The sequence below is a fragment of the Novosphingobium ginsenosidimutans genome, assembly GCF_007954425.1.
GTDB classification, from domain to species: domain Bacteria; phylum Pseudomonadota; class Alphaproteobacteria; order Sphingomonadales; family Sphingomonadaceae; genus Novosphingobium; species Novosphingobium ginsenosidimutans.
The window spans coordinates 1,256,612-1,274,385 of sequence record NZ_CP042345.1; the positions used below are offsets into that span (position 1 = coordinate 1,256,612).

Genomic DNA, 17,774 nt, shown 5'->3' on the forward strand with positions numbered 1-17,774 from the left:
CTGTTGCCGCTGGTTTATTGCTGAACATGTGCCGCTGCCTCAAGGAATGGCCGGGGGTTTACCGCGCGGTCGTTGACCCGAACCTCGAAATGGAGATGCGGACCAGTCGAACGGCCGGTATTGCCGATCAACCCGATGATCTGCCCTGCCTGGACCGGTTGACCGACCCGCGCCCTGAATGCCGACAAGTGAGCATAGCGCGTCATCAGGCCATTGCCATGATCGACTTCAACCACATTTCCGTAGCCCTGCTGGGCGCCAACGAAGCTGACCCGGCCGGTGGCGGCCGCAAAGATCGGGGCACCAATCGGACCTTTGAAATCAAGCCCGGCGTGGAAGGCTGCGCCGCCGGTAAATGGATCGGCGCGATAGCCGAAGCCGGACGAAATGTATTCGAGGCTGGCCGGCGTGTGCTGCGGAATGCCGGCGAGGCCGCGCTCAAGCGCGTCCATCCGCGCCAGGCTGAGGCCGAGTCGCTCGAACCGGGGATCGAGTCCGCGCTTCCCCGGTCCAAATAGCTCGATCAGCGGGCCACCCTGAGCGGATCTGTCGTTGAGCCGCGCGACCATGGCATTGGGATCCAGCCCGAGCGCACGGATCCGCTGGGCTGCGGTGGCCGAACGGCGGTCGGCAAAGCGGGTCAGCCGCTCGACCAGCGCGAGTTGGCGGGCTTCGATCCTGGCGAGTCCAGCGGCCTCGGGCAGGGCAGCGCTGACCTTGTCGACGGTCTTCGCCGCTTCGCCAGTCGAATCTGAGACGGTATCGCCGGTCTTGATGTCGTCAGGCAGGACCTCGGTCATCTTCTCGAGCGCGTCCTGGCGGCGGTTCAGGTCCTGGGTGACGCTCTGCAGATCATCACGGTATTCGGCGACGCGGCTTTCGGCGGTCGCCACCTTTGCCTCGCGGTCGAGCAGCGCAAGGCGGTCGCGGGTTGAGAGGTACTGGGACACGGCCATGCCGGCCATCGAGATCAGCCAGACGAGCAGCAAAGCAGCGAGGATGGCGGCACCCACCATCTGCACTTTTGCCGAAACCCTGATGAAACGGACCTGCCCCTGCGATCGCATGAAAAATTCGCGATCCGGGAACCAGCTCCGCAGGCGGTCCCTTACCCCGCCAACGGTCAGATTTTGCAAGACGACCCCGAGCCCTTTTGACCTTCGATGCGGGCCCGCTAGCAGGTAAGCCGAAGGTAAGCGAATCTCCCGCAAACGGTTGTCGTCGAATCGAAAGACTCGCGCGACGAGTCGATTGGGTTGCGGGAACCGTTTACCAAGTGATAGGCGCAGCCGCACAATGTCGCTCTCCGCACCCGTTCCCGAAGGCGATCCCGATTCGCTGATTGCCGCCCTGGCGCAGGCCGGCCGTGCGGCCCAGGCGCAACTGGCACAGCTCGGTCCAGAGCGTCGCAAGGCCGGCTTGCGGGCGGCGGCAAAAGCACTGGTCGCCGGCGGTTCAGCCATTCTCGAGGCCAATGCCAAAGACATGACGGCGGGCGAGGCGCGGGGCCTCAGTGCGGCCATGCTCGATCGGCTGCGGCTCGATCCGGAGCGACTGGGTGGGATCGCCGAGGCGGTTGCGGCCGTGGCTGGCTTGCCCGACCCGGTTGGACAGGTGATCGACCGGACCGAACGACCCAATGGCCTCGTACTTTCGCGGGTGCGCGTGCCGATCGGGCTGATCGGGATCATTTACGAAAGCCGCCCCAATGTAACCGCCGATGCCGCTGCCTTGTGTTTGGGTTCGGGCAATGCCGCGCTGCTGCGCGGGGGTAGCGAGGCGGTCCATTCCAACCGCGCGATCCACGCAGCGATGGTTGCCGGTCTGGTCGAGGCGGGCCTGCCGGCAAACGCCGTGCAACTGGTGCCCAGCCAGGACCGCGCCCTTGTTGGGTCGATGCTGACCGCTGCCGGGGTGATCGATATGATCGTGCCGCGCGGAGGCAAGAGCCTGGTCGCGCGGGTCCAGGCCGATGCCCGGGTGCCGGTGCTGGCGCACCTTGACGGGATCAATCACACCTATGTCCACGCCGCCGCCGATCCGGCCAAAGCGGTGGCGATCGCGCGCAATGCCAAGCTGCGGCGCACCGGCGTTTGCGGCGCGATGGAGACACTGCTGATCGACGCGCGCTACCCCGAATCGGCAGGCCTGGTCGCTGCCCTGCTCGATGCGGGCTGCGAGCTGCGCGGCGATGCCCGGGCCTGTGCGCTCGACCGCCGGATCCTGCCTGCCACGGACCAGGATTGGGATACCGAATACCTCGATGCGATCCTCTCGGTCGCCGTCGTTGATGGTCTTGATGCAGCGCTGGCACATATTGCGCGCCACGGCTCGCACCACACCGATGCGATCGTGACCGAGGACCAGGCCGTGGCAGAACGCTTCCTCGCCGAAGTCGATAGCGCCATCGTCATGCACAACGCCTCCAGCCAGTTTGCCGATGGCGGCGAGTTCGGCCTGGGAGCCGAGATTGGCATCGCCACCGGCCGGCTTCACGCCCGCGGCCCGGTCGCGCTCGAAGGGCTGACGACTTACAAGTGGCTGGTGCGCGGCACCGGGCAGGTTCGGCCCTGAACCGCGGGAAACCGCGCGTCGGGCTGCTGGGTGGCAGCTTCAATCCGGCCCATGGCGGGCATCGGCGGATCAGCCTGTTTGCGCGCGACGCGCTTGGGCTCGATGCGGTCTGGTGGCTGGTCTCGCCCGGCAATCCCTTGAAGCCCCGGGCGGGCATGGCCCCGCTTCCGGCGAGGCTCGGATCGGCCTTGCGCATGGCGCGTCGTGCCCCGATCGTGCCAACCGCGATCGAACGCGAACTGGGCACCGTTTACACGGTCGATACGCTGCGCGCATTGCGACGGCGTTACCCGGATATCGACTTCGTCTGGCTGATGGGCAGCGACAACTTGGCCCAGCTGCACCGCTGGCGCGACTGGCGCCGGCTTGCCCGCACCATGCCGATTGCGGTTATTGCGCGGCCCGGCTATGATAGCCTTGCTGCGGCGAGCCCCGCTGCAGCCTGGCTCGGCCGATACCGGCGGTCCGCGGCCAGTTTGAAACACCGGGCAGGATGGAGCGCACCCGCGCTGATACAATTGCGTTTCGATCCCGATCCGCGCTCGGCGACTGCCATTCGCCGCGCCGATCCAGACTGGGCCCGGCGTTTCGCCGGCCGGGCTGTCAGGGATCCGCTCACGCACCATCCGGTCGATCCCGACACGCCATGAACGGGCTGGGCCTTGTCCCCGCGCCGTCGTGCGCCGCCCGCCCCAAGGAGCACTTGCCCCCTACATGACACCTGCCATGAACGCGCCCGCCGCTGCGGGAACGCCCACTCCGCTACCTCAGTCCGAACCGGGCTCGCTCCATGCGCTGGTGCTCCAGTCGCTGGATGATGACCAGGCGCAGGAGATCGTCTCGATCCCGCTCGAGGGCAAAAGCTCGATCGCCGATCATATGGTGATCGCCAGCGGTCGCTCGACCCGCCAGGTTGCGGCCATGGCGCAGAAGCTGGCTGAGCGGATCAAGCAGGGTGGCTTTGGCCATGTCAGGATTGAAGGTCTTCCAGCGGCGGACTGGGTGCTGATTGACGCAGGCGACGTGGTAATCCACCTGTTCCGGCCCGAAGTACGCAGCTTCTACAACCTCGAGCGGATGTGGGCCTTCGGGGATTCGGGCGCGGCCTGATTCCTTTACGATGCGGCTGCACGTGATTGCCCGCGGCAAGATTGCCCGCTCGCCCGAGGCTGACCTTGTCGCGCGCTATCTGAAGCGGATCACCTGGCCAGTCGTCCAAACCGAACTGCCTGACACCGGCGGGACGATCCCCGTCCCGCTAACTCCCGCCCGGGAAGTCCTGCTCGACGAGCGTGGCGAGCAGCTTTCCTCCGAAGAATTCGCTGCCCTGCTCGGCCGCTGGCGTGACGAGGGTGTGCGCGAGGCCCGATTTCTGATTGGTGCCGCCGATGGCCACGGCGACGCGCTGCGCGCCAGAGCCGATCTACTGCTCGGCTTCGGGCCGATGACCTGGCCGCATTTGCTGGTCCGTGCCATGCTGGCCGAACAGTTATGGCGCGCGACCAGTATTCTGGCTGGTCATCCCTATCACCGTTCGGGATAAGGCGCGCGATGTCGCCTGCTTCGTTCCTGCGCCTGACCCCTCTGCTTGCACTCGCAGCGCTGGGCAGTGCTGCTGCGCAAGTGCCGCTCGCTCCGACCGATCCCAACCAGCTGCGCCGAGCCATTGCCAATGCGCAAAGCGCCGGAGCGGCGGCTGGTCGGCGCGCGGCCGAGCTTGAAGCCCAGGCCACCACCGCCAACGCAGCGGTCGAAAAGACGGCGCGCGAGGCAGCGGGCCTTGCTGCCCGGATCCAGCAGGCCGAAGCGGGTATCGCCGTTAACGAAGCGCGCGCCGCCCTGATCGAGCGCGAACGCGTCCTGCTCCGCGCGCGTCTTGCCGAGCGCCAGCAACCGTTGGTCCAGCTAACTGCCGCCTTACAGCGGCTCGCCCGTCGCCCTGCTGCCTTCGCCCTGCTGCGGCCCGGATCGGTTCAGGATACGGTCTATCTGCGCGCCGCGCTTGAGGCGATGCTGCCCGAGGTCGAACGGCGCACTGCCGATCTGCGTGCCGAGCTCGATCGCAGCCGCGCGCTCCAGGCCCAGGCCCGCGCCAACGCCGCTGGCCTGCGCCAGGCGCAGCGCGATCTGGCGGCACGACGTCAGGCGCTGGCCGCACTGGAAAGCCGCCAGCGGCTCGAAGCCCGCGCCGCTGGCGGCCTTGCTGCCCGTGAAGCCGAACGCGCCTTGGCGCTGGCCGAGCAGGCCCGCGACCTTAACGGATTGGTTGGCCAGCTCGATGAAGCCAGCCGCCGCCGCGCCGCGCTCGCCGCCTTGCCCGGGCCGATCCTGCGACCGGCCGTGCCCGGTGCGGCGGTCGTCGCCGCGGAAGTTCTGGCAACCGCTAGCGCATCCGCGCGTATCCCCGGATTTGTCTTGCCGCTCGCAGGACAGGTCGTCTCCGGGTTCGGGACCGAGCGGCCGGGGCAGCCCCGCTCGCGCGGGGTGACCCTGCTTGCCCGCCCGGCCGCGCAGATCGTGGCACCGGCGGCCGGCCGCGTGGTCTTCGCCGGCGCCTATCGCGGTTATGGCCAGATCGTGATCATCGAACATCCTGGCGGCTGGACCTCGCTGGTGACCGGACTTTCAACCCTTGATGTCGAAGTCGGTGATCGACTTGTTGGCGGCTCGCCGTTGGGCATCACCGGGCCGGGGCAACCTTTGGTCACCCTGGAGCTTCGCAAGGATGGCCAGCCGGTCAATCCGCTCGACCAGCTTGGTCGTTAATCGAAATTGTACGAGGCCAGACTTCGGGCCATCTGGCGTTAAGGCGCGGCAGTCGATAGATTGGTGCGAACGAATGGCGAAAGGCCGTGATCGGAATGAAGCTTGCAAACCTTGCCCGCGCGACGCTGCTGGTCAGTGCCGTTGCCCTGCTCCCGGCGACGACAGCGGGCCTTGCTGCGGTTGAAGGGCGCTCGAACGCCCAGTTCAACCGGCTGTTCACGGTCTACCAGATCGTCAAGGCCCAGTATGTTGAGGCGGTCGATGACGACAAACTGATCAACGGCGCGATCGAAGGCATGCTGGCCGGGCTCGATCCGCATTCCAGCTACGTCGAGGGCGCCTCGTTCCAACGCCTGACCAACATGATCGACGGCAATTATTCGGGCCTTGGTCTCAGTGTCGGGATGGACGATGGCGCGGTGCGCGTGATCGCGCCCATGAAGGGTAGCCCGGCGGACAAGGCGGGGGTCAAGGCCGGCGACTATATCACCCACCTCGACGGCAAGCTGATCTACGGGATCGAGCTGGACGAGGCCGTTGCCCGTATGCGCGGCGAGGCGGGCACTTCGATCCGCCTGACCCTGTTCCGCGAAGGCCGCAACGACACATTCGACGTTACTGTAACTCGCGGCGTGATCGATCTTGAGCCGGTCACCTGGAAGCTGGAGAAGGACGTCGGCGTGATCTCGGTTAACGAGTTTTCGCGCGATGTCGGCGTCGATGTCGGCAAGGCGATTGCCGACCTGAAGAAGCAAGCCGCCGGCAAGCTGACCGGTCTGGTGCTTGACCTCCGCCAGAATCCAGGCGGCTCGCTGGACGAGGCCGTGGCGCTGTCCGACCTGTTCCTGACCAAGGGCGATATCGTCTCGCAACGCGGTCGCAACCCGCGCGACAATGAGTTTTACCGAGCCGAAGAGATGATCCCGGGCGATGCTGCCAAGGGCCTGCCGGTGATCGTGCTGATCGATGCCGGCTCAGCCTCGGCCTCGGAAATTGTTGCCGGCGCGCTGCAGGACCAGAAGCGCGCGCTGATCATGGGTGAGCGCAGCTTTGGCAAAGGTAGCGTCCAGTCGCTGTTCGAACTCGACAAGAGCCGCGCGATCAAGCTGACCACTGCGCGCTATTACACGCCTGCGGGCAAGTCGGTGCAGGAAGGCGGAATTGAACCCGATATCCGCGTCCCGCAACTGTCCGATCCCGACGCGCGCCGCCGGGCCGAGCTGACCATGCGCGAAAGCGACCTGCGCCGCCACCTGGTCAACGAACTTGGCGTGGCCGACAAGCAGCTTGAGGCCGACCGTCAGGACGATCCGCGCTTCAAGGCGACGGCCGAAGAACTCAAGGCCAAAGGCATCACCGACTTCCAGCTCAACTATGCGCTGGAAACCCTGCGCCGCGGGGGCCGGGCTTCGCTGGCGCTGAAGGGGAAGTAAGCCCATGACGATTTCGGCGCGGCATCTGGCGCTGGCGGTGCCAGCGGTGCTGCTCGGCGGGGCCTATGTCTCGCAGTATGGATTTGGCCTGTTCCCGTGCGAAATGTGCTGGTGGCAGCGCTATCCGCATTTCGCCGCACTGGTCCTGGCCGCTATTGGCCTCACGCAGCCGCGCCAGCAGCTGTGGCCGCTGCTTGCCGGGATCGCGATCCTGGCCTCAGGCGTGATCGGCGCGTTCCATGCCGGGGTCGAGTACAACTGGTGGGAAGGGATCACCGGTTGCGCCACTGTGGCCAAGACCGGCGGCGATCCGCTCGCTGCCATTCTCGACGCGCCAATCGTGCGCTGCGACGTTGCGCCCTGGACGCTGTTCGGCATTTCGCTGGCGGGCTTCAATTTCCTGATTTCAACTGCCGGCGCGCTGGCGATTTTCGCCCTGCTGCGCCGTGAAGGAGCCAATGCGTGACCGATACCGCACGAATGCTCCGCGTTGACCAGGCTGGCGAGTATGGCGCGACCCGCATTTATGCGGGCCAGATGGCGGTGATGGGCGACCGCGCACCACATGCGGGCGAGATTGCCCATATGGCCGAACAGGAAGCCGCCCACCGCGCCAAGTTCGATGCCTTGCTGGCAAGGCGCGGGGTGCGCCCGACGGCCTTGCAGCCGGTGTGGAACGTCGCCGGCTTTGCCCTTGGTGCGGCGACCGCGCTGATCGGCCCCAAGGCGGCCATGGCCTGCACGGCTGCGATCGAGACCGAGATCGATCGGCATTATACCGAACAGCTAGAGGAACTGGGCGACGCGGACCCCGAACTCGCCGAGATGATCCGCGCGTTCCGCGATGACGAGCGGGCGCACAAGGAAGTGGCAATTGCGGCCGGGGCGGAGCAGGCGCCGGCCTATCCGCTGCTGTCGGGCGCGATCCGGCTGGGATGCCGCATGGCGATCCGCCTGTCCGAGCGAATCTGACGTTCGCTTGACCGCGCGCAAGGAACTGTGCCGCTTAAGCTGTCATTCAGCGCACAGGGCCCCTATATCGGGGCAATCGCGCCAAGGAGACTACCCATGCGCCGCCTGCTGATTGCCGTCCCGCTGCTGTTCGCCGCCGCTCCCGCGCTGGCCCAGGATGCGCCTGAGCCCAAGGTCAACCAGCTGATCGTCTATGGCAATGACGAGTGTCCGGTTTCAGCCGATGACACGATCACGGTCTGTGCTCGCAAGGCTGAGGCCGAGCGCTTCCGCATCCCGCAAATCCTGCGCCAGTCGAGCTCGCCGCAGAACGAGGCCTGGAACAACAAGGTCCTGGCTTACGAACGCGTCAGCAAGACCGGGACGATGAGTTGTTCGCCGGTTGGAGCGGGCGGCTGGACCGGCTGCTCGGGCAGGCTGATCGATGCCGCCTATGCCGAAAAGCAGAGCGACGAAAGCATCCGCTTCGGCCAGCTGATTGCCGAAGAGCGCGCCAAGCGTCTGTCGACGATCGACAAGGACGCGGCCAAGACCCAGACCGACGTCGAGAAGCTCGAAGACCAGATGGAAGCGCGCCAGAAGGCAGAGGCCGAAGCCGCCAAGAAGCCGGAAGGCGGCAACTAGGCCTTACTTGCGCGGTACCTGCGCCACTTCGGCCAGCCAGACATCCGCCAGCCCGTCACTCGGCGCCCGCCAGTCGCCCCGCGGGCTGAGGCTGCCGCCGGATGAAACCTTGGGCCCGTTAGGAATGGCGCTGCGCTTGAACTGGCTGGTGGCAAAGAAGCGCCGCACGAAGTTTTCCAGCCAGCGGCGGATCTCCGCCAGCGAATAGTCTTCCTTGCGCTCCTCCGGGAAACCGAATGGCCAGCGCCCGGTGCCATCCTTGCGCCAGGCGTGCCAGGCCAGGAAGGCGATCTTTGTCGGCGTCAGCGCCTGGCGCAGCGTGTAGAACAGGAAGAAATCGTTGAGCGCGTAGGGCCCAACGGCGGATTCGGTGCTCTGGATCGCGCCGCTTGCATCGGCCGGGACGAGTTCGGGCGAGATTTCCTGATCGAGGATTGCTGTGAGCACGGCATCGGTCGCCGCGTCGAACTGCTCGCTCTCAACCGACCAGCGGATCAGGTACTGGATCAGCGTCTTGGGCACGCCGCAATTGACGGCATAATGACTCATGTGGTCGCCCACGCCATAGGTGCACCAGCCGAGCGCCAGCTCTGAGAGGTCGCCCGTGCCGACCACGAAACCGTGGTGGTGATTGGCGAGCCGGAACAGGTAATCGGTCCGCAGCCCCGCCTGGACGTTCTCAAAGGTTACGTCGTAGACCTTCTCCCCGCGCGCGTACGGGTGGTCCATGTCTTTCAAGAGTTGTTCGGCTGCCGGCCGGATGTCGATCTCGTCTGCCGTGATCCCCAATGCCTGCATCAGCTTCCAGGCATTGGCCTTGGTCCCTTCGCTCGTGGCAAAGCCGGGCATGGTATAGCCGCGGATCGCCGTGCGGGGCAGGCCCAGTCGGTCGCAGGCCTTGGCGGCTACGATCAGCGCATGGGTCGAATCGAGCCCGCCCGAAATTCCGATTACCAGGCACTTGGACCTGGTCGCCTCCATGCGCCGGATCAGGCCATCGACCTGGATATTGAAGGCTTCGTAGCAGTCCTGCGCCAGCCGCTCGGCGCGGTGCGGGACATAGGGAAAACGGCGCAGCGCGCGGCGCAGACCGACATCCTTTTCGTGGAGCGGCAGAGTGAAGTCGACCCGGCGGAACTCGCGCTCCGGGTGGCCGGCGGCAACGGCGGCATCATTGAACGACCCGGTCCGGATCCGCTCCAGCCGCAACCGCTGCACGTCGACATCGGCGATGGCGAGTTGCGGCTGGCGGCTGAACCGTTCGGACCGCGCCACCTCCTCACCCAGTTCGAAGATCGAACCCTGGCCATCCCAGGCCAGGTCAGTCGTGCTCTCGCCCGCCCCGGCGGCGGCATAGACATAGGCAGCGGCACAGCGCATCGACTGGGCGGCGCACAGGGTCGTCCGCTCATCGGCCTTGCCGACCGTAATGTTCGAGGCTGACAGATTGCAAAGCACCGTCGCACCGGCCAGCGCCCCCCGGATCGAGGGCGGCTGCGGCACCCACATGTCCTCGCAAATCTCGAGGTGGAAAGTGAAGTCGGGCAGATTGGCGGCACGGAACAGCAAGTCGGTACCGAACGGCACTTCCACTCCGCCAAGCTCGATCGTCTCGTCGGTAATGCCTACGCCCTGCGCGAACCAGCGCTTCTCGTAATACTCGCGGTAGTTGGGCAGGAAGCTCTTTGGCACGACGCCCAGCACGCGGCCCTGCGTTACAGCCGCCGCGCAATTGTAAAGCCGCCCGTTGCGGACAAGCGGCAGCCCCACCACCAGAACCGCACGCATCCGTTCGGTGGCGGTGACAATACGGGCCAGTGCGGAGCGCGCCGAATCCAGCAGCGCCTGCTGGGTCAGCAGGTCATCGATCGCGTAAGCGGTAAGGCACAGCTCGGGGAAGACCACCAGATCGACCCCGTCGCGCTCCGCTTGCTGGGCCAGTTCCAGCACGGCCCGGGCATTGGCGCTGGGGTCAGCCACAAAGACCGCAGGGGTTGCCGCGGCCAGGCGGACAAGCCCGTGGCGATGGATCGATTGGAAGGGCAGCGGCTCGCTCATCCGCCTTGTCTAGAGCGTCGCGAGCCAGCCGTCGACCTTGGCGAAGTGGTCTTCCCAGGTGGGCGTGCGGAACGATGCCATCGCGGCCAGCTGGCGCAGCCGGTCCGGCGCATCGCCGCAATAGGCGCGGATTGCCGCTTCCCAACCCTGACCATCGAGCGGATCGAGGTAAAGCGGAATGTCGCCCGCAATCTCGCGGAACACCGGCAGGTCGGTGGCGATCACCGGAACGCCGCGCTGCAGGGCCTCGATTACTGGAATGCCGAAACCTTCGATGAAGCTGGGCATCAGCAGCGCGCGGGCCTGGTCGAGCCAGCCGAGCATGGTTGCATCATCGCACCGACCCAGCTCGCGAACATAGCCCTTCAGCCGGGGAGAGCGGTCGAGCAGGGCAAAAACCTCATCCGCTTCCCAGCCGCGCTGGCCGATCAGCACTAGCTTGGGTGTGGCGGGCCCCAGCTCCTTGGCCAGGCGCTCCCATAGGTGGAGCAGCAACAGGTGATTCTTGCGCCCCTCGATCGTCCCGATCATCACGAAGGTCGGCCGGTTGCTTGGCGGTACCGGCGCGGCGTCCACCTCGTCCGGCGAGGCGAGCCAGGCGACTTCGCACGGTGGCTCCGGGCGCCGCTCTCGGCGTGCGAATTCGAGCAGCGCATCACGGGTCGCCGCCGAATTGGCGATAACACCGGCCGCAGAGTCGAGCACGGTGCGCATCCTTTGGCGATGGCGCTTGGATTCGCCAGGGCGGCAGAACTCGGGATGGCTGATCGGGATCAGGTCATGGACCAGATATACCGGCTTCCACTGCTGCTTGCGCAACCAGGCCGTTAAACCGGGCGAGTCAAGACCGGTATGGCCGATGTTGAGATAGGTCCAGCCACGGGTCGATTGGCGCGGCTTGCCTGAAAGCGCTGCGGCTGCCAGCAAAGTGGTCAGCCGCCGCCGGAACCCGGGCCCGCCGGTGCGGAGCAAGGCAAACAGTTCGGCGCTGTGCCTGGCCGAGAGCACCAGCCGCAGCTCCTGGCGCTGGACGACAGCCAGCGCGCGCGGCGCATAGTGCTCAAGATAGGCCAGGCACACCCGATCAATCCCGGTTGGCAACCGCCCCGACCAGACGCGCCAGACCAGCCGCGTCACATCGAGCAGAAGATCGCGCTGGACCATATTGTCGGGAAAGTCCGGATCCTAGCCGACCGCGCGGACGATCCGCGCCGGCTCAAGCTGCCGCTTGGGCGGCTGGTCATCGGCAAGCAGCCGCGCCACGCTGTTTCGCACCAGGATCGCCGTGGCCGAGGCACTGGCGAGGCCCCCGCGCACCAGACACTTGGCGTGGAGTACGCGTTTGAAGGCGGCATAAAGCTCAGCATCGGGCGGGGTCGGGTGGGCCCAGAAGCTGTCCAGCCCGCCGCTGTGCGTGATCCCAGGGATATCGTAGATCGCATCGCCCAGCACGGCGACCGGTGTCCCCGCCTCCAGCGCCAGCGTGGCCGAGGTGCTGTTGACGCAGACCATGCCCTTGGCTGTTGCCGACAACTCATCCAGTTCGCCGCCATCGATATGAAAGATCCGGCCGTTCACTCCCAGCCGCCGGGCCTTGGCAATCAGTAAAGCACGCCAGTTGGTATAGCCGCTGTCGAGCGGGTGCTCCTTGACCAGCAGCACCGTTTCCGGCGGGGCAAACCGAGCAAAGCTCTCCAGCACATAGTCGACCGCGACATGCATTGAACCGAACGGCGAATGATGCCGGATCTGGTAGTCCCCGGTCAGCTGCAGCGGAAAAACGAAGAAATCGCGCCCGGCAATCGCCGCCAGCGTTTCGACCGCTTGGCGTTGCCGTCGTTCACGTTGCGACAACCGCCAGAGCCAACCGATGCCGTCGAGGATGATCGAGCCCTGCCGATGTGTGCGGTAGAAGGGGAAGAGCAGGCGGCCGGTTACGACATGGTGGTAGTGCCAGTAGGAATCGCGTGCGCGCCGCTTGAACTCGGCGGTGATGGAGGGCAACTGCGGAATCGGCGGCAGGCTGCGCGCTTCGGCCAGAATCGCGGCCGGGTCGCGCTCCATTGGCGAATGGCCGTTCACTCCGTCGCGCTCCAGCGTCATCCAGTCCGGGCGGATATAGCCCTCTTCGTAAACGTGGATGTGCACTCCGCGCAGCTGGGCCATACGCAGCGCAGCCTGGTGCATCGGGCGACAGTCGCCGAACAGGACCAGGTCGGTGATGTGGTGCGCGCGCAGGTAGCGATCGAGGAACATCGGCCAGTTGCGCATCCGGCCGCGGTAATTGGTAGCCGCCTTCGGCCAGTCATAGCGATCGCCGCCAGACAGGTTGATCCGGTGAACCCCGCAACCGTGCTCTGCCAAGGCAGCACCCAGTTCGCGAAAGAACGGCCCGGGCGGTCCCTGCAGGAACAGGAATTCGCGGCGCGGAGTCCATTGCGCGTTCATCGCCGCCCTCCGCTCAATCGCTGCCATAACAGGCGCAGCTTGCCCTGCCATTCCCGCAAGAGAATGAGGGGCGATGCAACACGGGCCTGGCCGTTTGCGATCCGCTGTACCAGCACTTCGGGTGGGCAGGGCAGGCGGGTAACGGGGTCAACACAGCGCGGGTAGCCGATCAGAGTGGCAGCAACGAGTTCGGCCAGGCTGCGGCGGCGTGTGCGGCGCGGATTGCGCGGGCCGAGATCGCGCGTCAGCCCCCAGCCGGCGTAGAAGGGCTGGCCATGAGTAGTCACCGCCTTGCCGCGCAGGAGCGCTTCGAACCCCGTGAGCGAGGTGATGACGTGGACCGCATCAACCTGATTGAGCAGCGCTGCGATCGGTGCCCGGCGCTCGATTTCGTTGGCATAGCGGAGCGCATCGGCATCCGGGACATGGCCCTTGCGATGCCCGGCTTCGACATCGGGGTGTGGCTTGTAGATAATCCAGGCATCCGGCTCCAACGCCCGCGCCTTGGCAATCAGCTCAAGGTTCGTGCAATTGGCCCCCCCGCTCATCACCGATCGATCGTCCTCAACTTGCCCAGTCACAAGTATGCGCCGCTGCTTACTTACCGTAACCGGCTTCGTTACTTCCCCTTGTCCATACTTGCTTATCCCCGCATGAACGAGTGTAGTTTGCAGTTCCGACGCCCGCTCAACCCACTTAGCGGGCAGTTCGTCGCATTCAAGCATGGCCTCGAGGTCGCTTGGCGCGTTTGGATCGAAATAAACCCCTGATCTATCGACAATTATGGACAGCGGCGGAATGCAGTTGGCGCCAAGTCCGACTGAGCGAATGAAGCCGTCCTCTAGCTCGGCGATCGATCCTGAAGCTTCCAGCTCGGCAAGGACGGCGGGCGCGGTGCGGGATTTCCAGGCTACGACGCGCGCGCCTGGGTCAAGATCCGAGCGCAAGCGACGCGCGTAGCGGACCGGCCCGGTTCCATCCCACAGCAGTGGATCGACAGTCACCCGCTTCCACCGGGCGACTCCATAGACCGCTCCCAGATCGCGGTTGCTGGCGATCAATCGGCGCCAGTCGCCCAGTTGCGCAATGACCTGCAGGAGGTCCCAGGGCGTACCGTCGAATGGACTGACCCAGCTCTTGCCGGTCAGTGATTGCAGCAGGTCGCCCACCAGGTCAGGCAGTTGCCGCAGTGGCCCGCGTTCGCCGAATAGTTGCACTGGCTTGCCGAGCAGGGCGGCAATCGTAGCCAGTTCGCGCTCCGCTCCAGCCCAGACTGCGCTGGCCCGCTGCGCAGCGCTCCAGGGATCGAACGGGGCCTGCAAAACGGCGAACCCGGCAGGTGCGCGCATGCCGGGTGGCAAGACGATCGTCACCCCAGGCTCGGACAGTGGTTGCAGCATTGCGGCCAGTTGCGCCGCATTGTCGGGGACGAGAATCAGTTCAAAGCCATTCGCAATCTGGGCCGGCCTAGCCCAGAAGGACCCGCCGACTTGGTTGTCGACTAGCGCAGCTTGAACGTCAGTTGACTGTAAAGTAGTCGATCCCAGCTGCCACAGTTGCGGGCGGGCCGCGCCAGGAAAGGGTGGAACCCGCAGGAACTGCTCGGTCAAACCCTCACCCTCGCGGCTTCAGGGCTGGAACGGTGTGAGGGTGGCGGCTCGACCATGCCTGGCCCTGGCAAACGTGCGAAAGCAGCCGATTGTTTCCTTTAGCGCGCTTTCCTGGCGGCCCTTCGGCTACTATTTCAGCGTCGTTCGGGCCAGTGAAAACGGCCGGGCTGTCCATCAGCTTCAGCATCGCTTCGACCAGATCATTGACATAGCAGAAGCGGCGGGTCTGCATGCCGTTGCCATAGATAGGCTGGTCCTCGCCTTGCCCCGCCCGGCCGACGAAGTTGGATGCCCCCCGGCTATCCTGCCGATGCATCCGCACACCAGAGGTGTCGAAGATCTGCTCCACTTCGAAGTAAAGCGACCAGCCGGCATCGTGGCGCATCAGCGCGGGCGATGTCTTGCCCAGAAGGTGCGCCACGTTAGCCTTGCTGCGGGTATAGAAGTTGTCGACGCACAGCTCGCCATTGCCGCGCGCGACAAGCCGATCGCAAAAGTGTGAGCCGTGAAATCCGGCACCGCCGGTCACCAAGGGATTGTGCATCGCTTGCTCGCAATCTCGAGACGCCAAAACAGCATCGGGCAGCTCATGCCCAAAAAGGCCACACGCGAGAAGGGCCTTCTGGCATGCGAGCAGTAAGAGCGATTGCGTCAGTTACCGCTAATGCCGTTCGTTATGCCAATGATTGAGAAGGCAGTTTGGGATAGGATCGAAACGAACTTTTGCAACTCCGCGCCGGGAGCGTTAGAGACGTAGAGTACATCGCGGTTCTTGACCGGGAAGTTCTGTGCGACAAAAAATGTCTTTGGATCCGAGAGATTTACACGATAAATCACTGGAATTTTCCCGTCTGCGCGGGCTGGAGCGCCAACCGGGATTGCACCCTGAAGTGCCGAAGGGTCCTCCCATCTGAATATGAACACACCCTTCGGGTTTGCGCGACTATCCTGTAGACCGTTGATTCGACCAAGCGCTTGCGACAGGGTGATGCCCGATGCTTCAAACGGAATTTCAGCGTTGACCCCAGTCGCACCAAGGGACGTGAAGCTGAATGGCTGGAAAATTGCCGTGACAATATCATCAGGGCGAAGTCGGACATTCTGACGAGGGTCGCGAATGAGTGCATCCATCGGCATGGTCGCGACCGTCTGGTCGCGCGTCACCTGGATTGTGATCTTGTCGACTTGCTGGCGGACGCCTCCGACCGTTGCAAGAATATCAAGAAGCCGCTCACCTCGGGCGGTTAACGGAACGCGCGCACTGGTCGAAACCTCTCCAACGACGGTAACATTGGCGCTGGCATTGCGGACAATTCCCACCATCACCTGTGGTTGATTGGCAATGCCCAGCAAGCGCTGACGAATCTCCTGCTCAAGCTGTCTAGGGGTTAGCCCGGCTGCACGGATTGTACCGACAAAAGGTAAGGAAATCAGCCCCCGATCATCCACCATCTGCGGCGAAATTTCGGTGTTTCGCCCGGTGCCAATGGTGGTCTGCGTGCTGACACCCGACCCACCAAGCATTCCGAACAGGACGGCAGGAGGAGCTTCCCAGACTGCAACGCCAACCTCATCGCCGCGATTTATCGTCGTTCCGACAGGTGCAGATTCTCCAAGCGTGTCCGCGAAACCGACCGGCGCGGAAGCGTGAGCCAGGTGCATGGCGATAACATCATTGACTTCAATTACCTGGACGTTGGCACCCTGAACCGACGACGTGTTGCTGCCGACAATCCGACCGGTCGTGGGCCCGCTGCTGCCCAGCGCCGTGCACGCCGCCGTGCTGAGCGCAACGGCGCAGATTAGCACGGCGCGAAGCTGCCTTCTGCCAGCAGCAGTCTGTTCCGTGGGGCAAGTGTGAGCTGTCATCGTGTTCTCGATCAGTTCAATCCGGCTGCCGCGTGTAGTGCGAAGCGGGTCCGCGATCAATCACAACACCTGAGATCAATCACAACCCCTGAAATGAAGCCCAAACTTGTCGTGAAGGGCGATTTGCGGTCGATGCATTGAGGTGCGATGTTTTCGAATTGCAAATCTGGTCCGATGCGACCAAGGAGGCACCCGCCCATAGGCGGCAGTTCAACTAAACCATTGAAGTGATCAAGACGGATATGGCCTTTCGCCTTTCAGCGCGCTTCCGCAAGCTTAACCGACTGTTTGTTCTTTTCGTCATCGTTCCGACTGCCCTGTCGACGATCTATTTTGGGTTGCTGGCGACCGACATTTACATCTCCGAATCGCGCTACGTAGTCCGCAGCCCCGAGCGGCCTTCTACCTCTGGCCTGGGCCTCGTGCTCGCAGGTGCTGGCTTCAGCAATGCTGGGGAAGAGGCTAATGCGGCGAAGGCATTTGTTGAATCTCGCGGTGCCCTGGCAGCAGTAAACCGAGGCGGTGCCTTTGCAAAAGCCTTCACACGGCCCGAGATTTCGATTTTCGATCGCTTTGATCCGTTTGGCTTGGACGGCTCGTTCGAAGCGCTGTTCAAGTACTACACCAGTCGGGTGCGTGTCGAAAACGATGTGGCAACGGGGATCTCGTCGCTGACGGTCCGAGCTTACACTGCGGCTGATGCGCATCGGATCAATGAACAATTGCTTCAAATGTCCGAACAGACGATCAATCGTATGAACCAGCGTGGCCGCGACGACATGATCCGGTTTGCCCAGCTCGAAGTGGACGAGGCGCAAAATAAAGCCCGACAGACCGGGCTGGCGCTGGCCGCTTTCCGCAATCGGGAAGGTGTCGTCGATCCGGAAATGCAGGCCACTGCACAGATGGCGATGATTTCAAAGCTGCAAGACGAGGTGATATCCACGCAAACCCAGCTTAACCAATTGCGCGCTTTCACGCCGCGCAATCCGCAAATCCCTGTGTTCGAGAATCGCCTGCAGACTCTTCAGCAGGCCGTGCGTAGGGAAATGGGCGCGCTCGCGGGCGGTGACCGCTCCCTTGCCGGAAGTGCGGTACAGTACCAGAAGTTGTTTCTAGAAAAAGGCTTTGCCGACAAGCAGCTCACAGGTGCGCTTGCCTCGCTGCAGGAGGCCCGGAACGAAGCCCGGCGACAACAGGTTTATGTCGAACGTATTGCTCAGCCAAATCAGCCTGATGCGCCGCTCGAACCACGGCGGCTGCGCGGCATTTTGGCAACTTTTGCCCTTGGCCTGGTGGCGTGGGGTGTAGCCTCGATGCTAATGGCCGGTATCAAAGAGCATGGCCAGTAACGCTCCTGCAAACGACGCCGGACTCCACGGCTCGAGCTTGCGAGTCCAGGGTCGGGTTGTTTACGCCC

At 64.4% G+C, this 17,774-nt stretch carries 17 protein-coding genes; 10 read left to right on the top strand and 7 right to left on the bottom strand.

Going from position 1 to position 17,774, the window contains the following annotated elements:
- Window positions 1-14 precede the first annotated feature (14 nt).
- Entirely contained in the window at window positions 15-1,016 is a 1,002-nt protein-coding gene (locus FRF71_RS06355; protein WP_337678500.1) for a M23 family metallopeptidase, read from the bottom strand.
- Between the two features lie 280 nt (window positions 1,017-1,296).
- Here FRF71_RS06355 and FRF71_RS06360 point away from each other — a divergent pair, with 280 nt between their 5' ends.
- From FRF71_RS06360 to FRF71_RS06400, 9 genes are all read left to right on the top strand, one after another.
- Window positions 1,297-2,574: a glutamate-5-semialdehyde dehydrogenase gene (locus FRF71_RS06360; protein ID WP_147089770.1), complete on the top strand. Its 1,278-nt coding sequence runs from the start codon at window positions 1,297-1,299 to the stop codon at window positions 2,572-2,574.
- Window positions 2,538-3,224 carry a nicotinate-nucleotide adenylyltransferase gene (locus FRF71_RS06365; RefSeq protein ID WP_147089771.1) on the top strand — a complete coding sequence of 229 codons (687 nt, stop codon included), beginning with the start codon at window positions 2,538-2,540 and terminating at the stop codon, window positions 3,222-3,224. The genes FRF71_RS06360 and FRF71_RS06365 overlap by 37 nt, the downstream gene beginning before the upstream one ends.
- Before the next feature lie 64 nt (window positions 3,225-3,288).
- Complete coding sequence (rsfS, locus tag FRF71_RS06370; protein ID WP_147089772.1) at window positions 3,289-3,684, top strand: ribosome silencing factor; 396 nt, start codon at window positions 3,289-3,291, stop codon at window positions 3,682-3,684.
- Between the two features lie 10 nt (window positions 3,685-3,694).
- The gene (locus tag FRF71_RS06375) at window positions 3,695-4,117 is read left to right on the top strand and encodes a 23S rRNA (pseudouridine(1915)-N(3))-methyltransferase RlmH (RefSeq protein ID WP_147089773.1); all 423 of its coding nucleotides are present in this window, start codon (window positions 3,695-3,697) and stop codon (window positions 4,115-4,117) included.
- An 8-nt stretch (window positions 4,118-4,125) separates the two neighbouring features.
- Window positions 4,126-5,340 carry a murein hydrolase activator EnvC family protein gene (locus FRF71_RS06380; RefSeq protein WP_147089774.1) on the top strand — a complete coding sequence of 405 codons (1,215 nt, stop codon included), beginning with the start codon at window positions 4,126-4,128 and terminating at the stop codon, window positions 5,338-5,340.
- A gap of 95 nt (window positions 5,341-5,435) precedes the next feature.
- Window positions 5,436-6,773, top strand: a complete 1,338-nt coding sequence (locus FRF71_RS06385; RefSeq protein ID WP_147089775.1) for a S41 family peptidase — start codon at window positions 5,436-5,438, stop codon at window positions 6,771-6,773.
- Between the two features lie 4 nt (window positions 6,774-6,777).
- On the top strand, window positions 6,778-7,239 hold the full coding sequence (locus FRF71_RS06390) for a disulfide bond formation protein B (protein WP_147089776.1): 462 nt from the start codon (window positions 6,778-6,780) through the stop codon (window positions 7,237-7,239).
- Window positions 7,240-7,253: 14 nt separating this feature from the next.
- Window positions 7,254-7,745, top strand: coding sequence for a demethoxyubiquinone hydroxylase family protein (locus FRF71_RS06395; protein WP_147091552.1), 492 nt, complete (start codon window positions 7,254-7,256; stop codon window positions 7,743-7,745).
- 96 nt (window positions 7,746-7,841) lie between these two features.
- Window positions 7,842-8,369 (top strand): hypothetical protein, encoded by a 528-nt coding sequence (locus FRF71_RS06400; RefSeq protein WP_147089777.1) that lies wholly within the window; start codon window positions 7,842-7,844, stop codon window positions 8,367-8,369.
- Window positions 8,370-8,372: 3 nt separating this feature from the next.
- Here FRF71_RS06400 and FRF71_RS06405 read toward each other — a convergent pair whose 3' ends face one another.
- The 6 genes from FRF71_RS06405 to FRF71_RS06430 form a co-directional block, all read right to left on the bottom strand.
- A complete protein-coding gene (locus tag FRF71_RS06405; RefSeq protein ID WP_147089778.1) occupies window positions 8,373-10,427 on the bottom strand; it encodes an NAD(+) synthase in 2,055 nt (684 codons plus the stop codon).
- Between the two features lie 9 nt (window positions 10,428-10,436).
- Window positions 10,437-11,591 (bottom strand): glycosyltransferase family 4 protein, encoded by a 1,155-nt coding sequence (locus FRF71_RS06410; protein ID WP_147089779.1) that lies wholly within the window; start codon window positions 11,589-11,591, stop codon window positions 10,437-10,439.
- Between the two features lie 21 nt (window positions 11,592-11,612).
- A complete protein-coding gene (locus tag FRF71_RS06415; protein ID WP_147089780.1) occupies window positions 11,613-12,875 on the bottom strand; it encodes a capsule biosynthesis protein in 1,263 nt (420 codons plus the stop codon).
- Window positions 12,872-14,224 (bottom strand): capsular polysaccharide export protein, LipB/KpsS family, encoded by a 1,353-nt coding sequence (locus FRF71_RS06420; RefSeq protein ID WP_161597896.1) that lies wholly within the window; start codon window positions 14,222-14,224, stop codon window positions 12,872-12,874. Before FRF71_RS06420 ends, FRF71_RS06415 begins: the two co-directional genes overlap by 4 nt.
- 265 nt (window positions 14,225-14,489) lie before the next feature.
- Window positions 14,490-15,014 carry an NAD-dependent epimerase/dehydratase family protein gene (locus tag FRF71_RS06425; RefSeq protein ID WP_202878095.1) on the bottom strand — a complete coding sequence of 175 codons (525 nt, stop codon included), beginning with the start codon at window positions 15,012-15,014 and terminating at the stop codon, window positions 14,490-14,492.
- A gap of 122 nt (window positions 15,015-15,136) precedes the next feature.
- A complete protein-coding gene (locus FRF71_RS06430) occupies window positions 15,137-16,414 on the bottom strand; it encodes a polysaccharide biosynthesis/export family protein (RefSeq protein ID WP_238339474.1) in 1,278 nt (425 codons plus the stop codon).
- A gap of 167 nt (window positions 16,415-16,581) precedes the next feature.
- Here FRF71_RS06430 and FRF71_RS06435 point away from each other — a divergent pair, with 167 nt between their 5' ends.
- Window positions 16,582-17,706: a KpsE/RkpR family capsule polysaccharide export protein gene (locus FRF71_RS06435; protein WP_238339475.1), complete on the top strand. Its 1,125-nt coding sequence runs from the start codon at window positions 16,582-16,584 to the stop codon at window positions 17,704-17,706.
- The last annotated feature ends 68 nt before the right edge of the window (window positions 17,707-17,774 follow it).

Bases quoted from the DNA above. Each gene is read 5' to 3' on its own strand.
- FRF71_RS06355 (WP_337678500.1), bottom strand. From the start codon at position 1,016: ATGGTGGGTGCCGCCATCCTCGCTGCTTTGCTGCTCGTCTGGCTGATC.
- FRF71_RS06360 (WP_147089770.1), top strand. From the start codon at position 1,297: ATGTCGCTCTCCGCACCCGTTCCCGAAGGCGATCCCGATTCGCTGATT.
- rsfS (WP_147089772.1), top strand. From the start codon at position 3,289: ATGACACCTGCCATGAACGCGCCCGCCGCTGCGGGAACGCCCACTCCG.
- FRF71_RS06375 (WP_147089773.1), top strand. From the start codon at position 3,695: ATGCGGCTGCACGTGATTGCCCGCGGCAAGATTGCCCGCTCGCCCGAG.
- FRF71_RS06380 (WP_147089774.1), top strand. From the start codon at position 4,126: ATGTCGCCTGCTTCGTTCCTGCGCCTGACCCCTCTGCTTGCACTCGCA.
- FRF71_RS06385 (WP_147089775.1), top strand. From the start codon at position 5,436: ATGAAGCTTGCAAACCTTGCCCGCGCGACGCTGCTGGTCAGTGCCGTT.
- FRF71_RS06390 (WP_147089776.1), top strand. From the start codon at position 6,778: ATGACGATTTCGGCGCGGCATCTGGCGCTGGCGGTGCCAGCGGTGCTG.
- FRF71_RS06395 (WP_147091552.1), top strand. From the start codon at position 7,254: ATGCTCCGCGTTGACCAGGCTGGCGAGTATGGCGCGACCCGCATTTAT.
- FRF71_RS06400 (WP_147089777.1), top strand. From the start codon at position 7,842: ATGCGCCGCCTGCTGATTGCCGTCCCGCTGCTGTTCGCCGCCGCTCCC.
- FRF71_RS06405 (WP_147089778.1), bottom strand. From the start codon at position 10,427: ATGAGCGAGCCGCTGCCCTTCCAATCGATCCATCGCCACGGGCTTGTC.
- FRF71_RS06410 (WP_147089779.1), bottom strand. From the start codon at position 11,591: ATGGTCCAGCGCGATCTTCTGCTCGATGTGACGCGGCTGGTCTGGCGC.
- FRF71_RS06415 (WP_147089780.1), bottom strand. From the start codon at position 12,875: ATGAACGCGCAATGGACTCCGCGCCGCGAATTCCTGTTCCTGCAGGGA.
- FRF71_RS06420 (WP_161597896.1), bottom strand. From the start codon at position 14,224: ATGCGCGCACCTGCCGGGTTCGCCGTTTTGCAGGCCCCGTTCGATCCC.